This is a genomic window from Nostoc cf. edaphicum LEGE 07299, assembly GCF_015207245.1.
GTDB classification, from domain to species: Bacteria; Cyanobacteriota; Cyanobacteriia; order Cyanobacteriales; family Nostocaceae; genus Nostoc; species Nostoc edaphicum_B.
Genome location: NZ_JADEXF010000205.1, coordinates 1 through 6,510, shown reverse-complemented (window position 1 = coordinate 6,510; position 6,510 = coordinate 1). Strand labels below are relative to the sequence as shown.

The 6,510-nt window shown below is 42.3% G+C and carries 7 protein-coding genes and 1 pseudogene; 1 reads left to right on the top strand and 7 read right to left on the bottom strand.

Annotated elements, in window-relative coordinates; translation table 11 throughout:
- Nucleotides 1–356: pseudogene (locus IQ229_RS08255) on the top strand (cyanophycin synthetase); the annotation flags it as partial.
- 65 nt (nt 357–421) lie between these two features.
- Here the strand turns inward: IQ229_RS08255 and IQ229_RS08250 are convergent.
- From IQ229_RS08250 to ntrB, 7 genes are all read right to left on the bottom strand, one after another.
- On the bottom strand, nt 422–772 hold the full coding sequence (locus IQ229_RS08250; RefSeq protein WP_194042809.1) for a hypothetical protein: 351 nt from the start codon (nt 770–772) through the stop codon (nt 422–424).
- A gap of 357 nt (nt 773–1,129) precedes the next feature.
- Nucleotides 1,130–1,255: a hypothetical protein gene (locus tag IQ229_RS24470; protein WP_265582959.1), complete on the bottom strand. Its 126-nt coding sequence runs from the start codon at nt 1,253–1,255 to the stop codon at nt 1,130–1,132.
- A gap of 207 nt (nt 1,256–1,462) precedes the next feature.
- A complete protein-coding gene (locus IQ229_RS08245; protein ID WP_194042807.1) occupies nt 1,463–1,945 on the bottom strand; it encodes a YbjN domain-containing protein in 483 nt (160 codons plus the stop codon).
- A gap of 181 nt (nt 1,946–2,126) precedes the next feature.
- Nucleotides 2,127–2,984, bottom strand: a complete 858-nt coding sequence (locus IQ229_RS08240; RefSeq protein WP_190940734.1) for a nitrate ABC transporter ATP-binding protein — start codon at nt 2,982–2,984, stop codon at nt 2,127–2,129.
- 152 nt (nt 2,985–3,136) lie between these two features.
- Nucleotides 3,137–3,439, bottom strand: coding sequence for a hypothetical protein (locus tag IQ229_RS08235; RefSeq protein WP_194042805.1), 303 nt, complete (start codon nt 3,437–3,439; stop codon nt 3,137–3,139).
- A gap of 42 nt (nt 3,440–3,481) precedes the next feature.
- Nucleotides 3,482–5,488 carry an ABC transporter ATP-binding/substrate-binding protein gene (locus IQ229_RS08230; protein ID WP_194042811.1) on the bottom strand — a complete coding sequence of 669 codons (2,007 nt, stop codon included), beginning with the start codon at nt 5,486–5,488 and terminating at the stop codon, nt 3,482–3,484.
- Nucleotides 5,489–5,624: 136 nt separating this feature from the next.
- Nucleotides 5,625–6,464 (bottom strand): nitrate ABC transporter permease, encoded by an 840-nt coding sequence (gene ntrB / locus IQ229_RS08225; protein ID WP_194042803.1) that lies wholly within the window; start codon nt 6,462–6,464, stop codon nt 5,625–5,627.
- Between the last annotated feature and the right edge of the window lie 46 nt (nt 6,465–6,510).

Sequence of the window (6,510 nt, the reverse complement as noted above, 5' to 3'; positions counted from 1 at the left end):
GACGGAAGCTAAATTTTAGTAATGTTATACCTAAGAATAATATAGTCTATCTTTTAGATAATGCAAATTTATCAACAGGAGGTGAGGCAATAGATTTCACTGACAATATCCATCCTGATTTTAAAAAATTAGCAGTAAATATTACAAAAGATATGGAGTTGAGATTATCAGGTGTAGATATTCTTGCTAGTGATATAACGTCACCAATGGGAGATTATACAATTATTGAAGTAAATGGCGCTCCTAGCTTAACTCACTATGCATCATTTGGTGAAGTTCAGACGAAAAGAGTCGAAAATTTATATCTCCAAGTTCTCAAAATACTTGAAAACGAGAATAACAGAGTAAATAATTGATTTTGACTGGAGGCGAAGCAGAGGTTGCTACCCTCCTGAATTCTTTTTCAATTCTACCTATTTTTTCACCACTCCTTATCTAATAGATATTCAAATTCAGCTTGTAAGGCGGTTATATCCGCCAACCTTGTGACTAGTAAATTATCCTTACCAGCATCATTTAAACGCACTTTCCAATAACGAATACTGTCTGAGTTATTCAACCAAAACTTAATCACGGTATCTACCACTTGATCCAAATTCCAATCCCACTTTGCTGGAACTGATTCTACCGATTCTAAAAACGTATCTAGCGTACAGGTATGCATTCCCAAGTATTCCACACCTTGGTGGGGTGGTTTTTGCTCGTTTTGCTGTTGCTCATTAAAAAACTGCAAAAGTGGAGATATTCCTACAATATCAAAAGTGTATTTCATGCCAGTACTCCCAATTTCATATTACTTACAGGGAATATTTAGTTTTTTCTACTTCTAAAATAATATCTGGAAAGGAACTAAAGCATCTGCAACAAGTGCAGTTTTGGTCTATATCATAGGCGTTAAACCTCTGCTATAAATTAGCACTGACAAGCATTGAGTGCTAATATTTATTTAATAGTTTGATTGATTAATAAAGAGTTTCAGGCATTAATTGAAGGATGTATATATCTTTAATAATTATTTAATTAGTTATGTTACGGCTTGTAAAGGCTAGATCCTGCCTAATCTATCTTTTTAAGGCTTGTGATGATAAATAAAGTGGCTGTGTCATGAAATCAACAGCCAACACATATACTAGATGCTATCAAGTCTGCCAACCAAACCGTCTTTCTGGAGCGATCGCACCCAAAATACAGATGGGATAAAGTCAAGGGAGTATAAATTTAAACTCAATTGACGGTGCAGTTTCAAAAGTGTCACTTACTAGACTCGCCTTTTGATTGAAGCAGTGATACTATTTATTTGTGTGAGGAGCAAGTTAAAAATAAAAAACGCCTGGGGTGGAAACACGGCAACACTCCCAGGCGTTTTTTAATTGGTACACAGAAAAAAGTCTTTGCAGATTTGCCCAAGCCGGATTGCTATACATCGGATGTAGCAATAGCCCAATCTAAAATCTAAAATTCCTTAAGTTGCACCAAATTCAGTTTGTAAGGCTTCATCGTTATTATCAGCGATCGTTGCCACAACGGTAATTAGCCGAGACACTTCCCCAGGAGATAATTCTGCTAAGGTGCGTGTCGATATTACAACCACTCGGTTTTCAATAATACCGAAACGCGCTTCAAAAGTGCTGGAGCAGTTTAACTCCAAAAGATACCTCATCAACTTCGGTTCATTTTTAGCAGGTAAATTTAGCACCGCAGACCAAACTGTTATTGTGTCTTCATCGGTTGTGCCGTTGAGTTGGACAAATACTTCCACGCTTCCATACTTAAACTTCCAAAGATAACCACCCTCTGGAGTGTGGCTAACCATCGCGCTATCATCTTGTTCCAAAGAGTCGATGACATTTTCAATTACCTCAACATGGTTAATGCTTGTCGTCTCGCCGATTAAAGCATTAACAGATTCATTATTACTAGTTAGGGTTTCTGGGTAGCTGGTCATACAGATTTTTTCTCAACATACTCGCTCTACACATACTTTATAACTTGTAGACGTAGTTGTAGGATTCTTCCCGCCAGCATCTGGTATTATTCTGGAAAAATGAATGACGATTACAGCAGTTTTCATGTATTAACCACACCTATCGTAGGGGCGCTAGGCCTTGCGCCCCTAGCGCATGGTCTTAACCTACGTCATCATGGGCAAAGCGGTTAAATAGGAAGTCTAGGGCATAGTTACGCAGTTGGTAGTATTGGGGATCTTCCATGATGCGGCTGCGATCGCGGGGACGAGAAAAAGGAATTTCCATGACTTCACCAATTTTCGCATGAGGGCCATTGGTCATCATTACCAATTTATCTGCTAAAAATAGTGCTTCGTCGATGTCGTGGGTAATCATCAGCACTGTACAACGGTTATCGCCCCAAATTTTCAGCAATTCTTCTTGTAATTCTTCTTTGGTAATCGCATCCAGCGCCCCAAAAGGTTCATCTAAAATTAAGACTTTCGGACGAATCGCCAAAGCACGGGCGATAGAAACCCGTTGTCTCATCCCGCCAGACATCTGCATTGGTTTCTTTTCCATTGCATCAGCCAGTCCCACCATTGCTAGATGATCGCGGACGATCGCTCTTTTTTCAGCTTGTGGTTTGTTGGGATAAACGGCATTAACAGCTAAGTAGATGTTTTCAAAAGCAGTCCGCCAAGGTAACAAGGCGTAGTTTTGAAAGACAACCATTCTGTCTGGGCCTGGCTTGGTAATAGGTTCTCCTTCAAGTAAGACTTGCCCAGAGGTGGGAAAGTTAAAACCAGATACCATATTTAATAGCGTCGATTTACCACAGCCAGAGTGACCAATGACGCAAATAAATTCGCCCTGTTCAACGTTGAGGTTAACGCCGTCGAGTACAGTGAAAGGGCCTTTCTTTGTTGGGTAGACTTTGGTAACGTCTTTAATTTCTAGAAAAGGTCTGCGGCTGGTGGTTGCAGCAACGAATGGTTTTCCTAGTGTGTTTGTAGCTGTTGAGTTGCGGTTTTGCATGGCGTTTGAGGATTAAGAAGCTTAATATAGGCGGTGTGCAAATGAATATTCTGACCTCTCTCCAAACCTCTCCCCTAGAAGGGGAGAGGCTTTGAATTTTCCCCCTTCCCTTGTAGGGAAGGGGGTAGGGGGTTAGGTCTTTTGCTGGTTTTTCAGATGATGTAAAAAGTCAGATCATTAACGGAGATAAAAGGTGGATTCATCCAGTTCAGATACTCGTTAACGGAGATAAAAGGTGGATTCATCCAGTTCAAATACTCGTTGACGGAGATAAAAGGTGGATTCATCCAGTTCAAATACTCGTTGACGGGGATAAAAGGTGGATTCATCCAGTTCAAATACTCGTTGACGGGGATAAAAGGTGGATTCATCCAGTTCAGATACTCGTTGACGGAGATAAAAGGTGGATTCATCCAGTTCAAATACTCGTTAACGGGGATAAAAGGTTCGCGCATGATGTGCTACTTCTCCCACTCCCTCTTTCTCTCACGATTCTTTTATGACGCGAGTCTCCTTCTCGGTGCATCAAGAACAACTTCCGCGACTGAAAAATCACGTTTAATTTTCAAGTTGTTAAGATAAGCGATCGGATCATCGGCGTTAAAGGGAGTACCATCGAACAGTTGGATCGGTTGGCGAATATAGCTAATATCCAAACCTAATTCCCGTGCGGCGGTACTGAAAACCCGCACTTGACACACCCGTTCAACAACTTCTACCCAATTTCTGGGGAAGGGAGTATCACCCCAACGCGCCAATTGACTCATAATCCATATTTGTTCGGTGCGGCTGGGGCGGTTAATGGCAGAAGCGGAATAAAACTGGTGATGGGCATAGTCCCGCAACGGATGGTCTAAGTCACAGGTGAGATTATCTGGATCTTCGAGTTGAATGTATTCTAAATCAGTACTGACATAATCTCGCCCTGCTAAAATTTGGCGAATTTCTTGGGTATTTTCGGGATTTGCACAATACACGCAAGCTTCTAACAAAGCTTTAGTCAAGGCGATATGCGTATTTGGATAATTTTCTGCCCAATCTTCCCGCACACCAAGAACTTTACCGGGGTGTCCCAGCCAAACTTCTAAGTCGGTAGCGATGGTAAAGCCGACATTTTCCACAGCAGCGCGGTAGTTCCAAGGTTCGCCTACGCAGTAACCATCAATGCTTCCGGCTTTTAAGTCGGCTACCATCTGCGCTGGGGGAATGGTTTTCATATCCACATCGCTATCGGGGTCAATTCCACCAGCCGCTAGCCAGTAACGCAACAGCAAGTTGTGCATAGAAGCGGGATGCACTACCCCCATTGTATGCCGTTGTTCGTGGGTGAGAATTAGGTGGTTTCTGAAGTCTGATAAGGTTTGCACGCCTTGGTCGTAAAAGTGTTTTGCCAAGGTGATGGCGTTACCGTTGCGAGTCATGGTGAGGGCAGTGACAACGGGCAGAGGTTGGTTATTATGTCCTCCCAAAGTTAGCCACATCGGCATCCCTGAAGGCATTTGCGCCGCATCTAAATAACCACCACTTATGCCATCTTCTATACCCCGCCAGCTACTTTCTCGCACGAGGTTAACTTCATCTAAACCATGTTTGAGAAAGAAGCCTTTTTCTTTTGCAACTGCTAGGGGGGCGCAAGCTGTCAGAGGTAAAAAGCCAATTTCTAGGTTAACTTTTTCTAATCCATGACGGGCAATGTCGGCAGTTTTTCTAGCCCGAATTTTCTTAATCCGTTTCTGCTGATTGAGGAAGTAAATCATCTCACTTCGCAAGCTGTAGTAGCTGGGATGTTCTACTACTTCCATCCGCTTGCGGGGTCTGGGAATATCCACTTCTAAAATGTCACCAATTTTAGATTCGGGGCCGTTGGTTAGCATCACGATTCTGTCAGATAACAGCACGGCTTCATCTACATCATGAGTAACCATCACGGCGGTAACTTGATTTTCTTCGCAAATTTGCATCAGTTGTTCTTGCAAATTGCCGCGTGTGAGTGCGTCTAATGCACCAAAGGGTTCATCTAGCAAGAGTAATTTGGGACGAATCGCTAAAGCGCGGGCGATCGCAACTCGTTGCTTCTGTCCACCTGATAACATTCCTGGCTGTTTATCAGCATGGGGACGCAAACCCACCATATTTATATGTTTTTCGATAATGGCGTTGCGTTCGGCTGCGGGTAAACCTTTCATCACTGAGTCCACGGCGAGGGCAATATTTTCTCTTACCGTCCGCCAAGGTAATAGCGAATAATTTTGGAACACCACCATCCTGTCTGGGCCGGGTTTGGTGATTTTTTGTCCTTCGAGAGTGACAAGACCCTCAGTGGGCAAATCCAAACCCGCAATCATATTTAATAGAGTGGATTTACCGCAACCAGAGTGACCAATCAAAGAAACGAATTCTCCTTTTTTTATTTGGAGATCGATTCCTTTGAGGGCGATATATTTGCCACCACCAGTTAATTCAAAAACTTTATCAATTTGGTCAACAGCTACAAACATACTTATTTGTCCTTTGTCCTTTGTCCTTTGTCATTTGTCATTTGTCCTTTGTCATTTCTCTTTCGCTATTAGTCCTTGCTACGTGGTCATTAGTCCTTAGTTTTTTACAAATGACCAATGACCAATGACTAATGACGAATAACTATTTTTGCTCTGCTGGTAAAATCTTGTTTTGCAGCCAACCCATCGCTTTATCTAGAAGCAACCCAACAACACCGATATAAACTAGAGCTAAAATTACTTCGCTGACGTTGTTATTTTGATAGGCATCCCAGATAAAGAAGCCGATGCCGACAATACCGGACATGACGATTTCGGCGGCGATAATCGCTAACCAAGCTAAACCGATCGCAATTCTCAAACCGGTAAAGATGTAGGGTAATGCCGCAGGAATCAAAATATTAGTGAAATATTCTTTGCGGCTAAGTTGGAGAACTTTGGCAACGTTGTTGTAATCTTGAGGAATTTGGGTAACGCCGACAGCAGTATTAATTAAGATGGGCCAAATGGCGGTGATGAAAATTACGAATAAGGCGGCTGGTTCGTTTTGTCGTAAAGCTGCTAAAGAAATCGGAACCCAAGCTAGAGGTGGCACAGTCCGCAGTAATTGAAAGATGGGATCTAAAGCTTTGGACATGGTTTTATTAACCCCAATCAAAATGCCCAAGGCAATACCAACGATCGCAGCTAGGGTATAACTGATAGCAACCCGTTGTAAACTAGCAAGAATCTGCCAAAATAGACCTTTGTCAATGCCACCTCGGTCATAAAATGGCCAGAAAATTAGAATCCAAGTGTCTTGAATAACCTGTATTGGCCCTGGTAATGTAGCACCGGGAGTCCAAGCGAATAATTGCCAGAGGATGAGGAAGATGGCGATCGCGATCGTTGGTGGTATCAGGTCAGGAAATTGCTTTTTCAGGCTGGATATAAAGCTATTATTCAATCTAGGGCTTGCAGGGCGTTTTTGAGCTATTGTCATGATGTTGTATTCTCCGCAAATTTTACTTATTATTTGTTATTTGTCC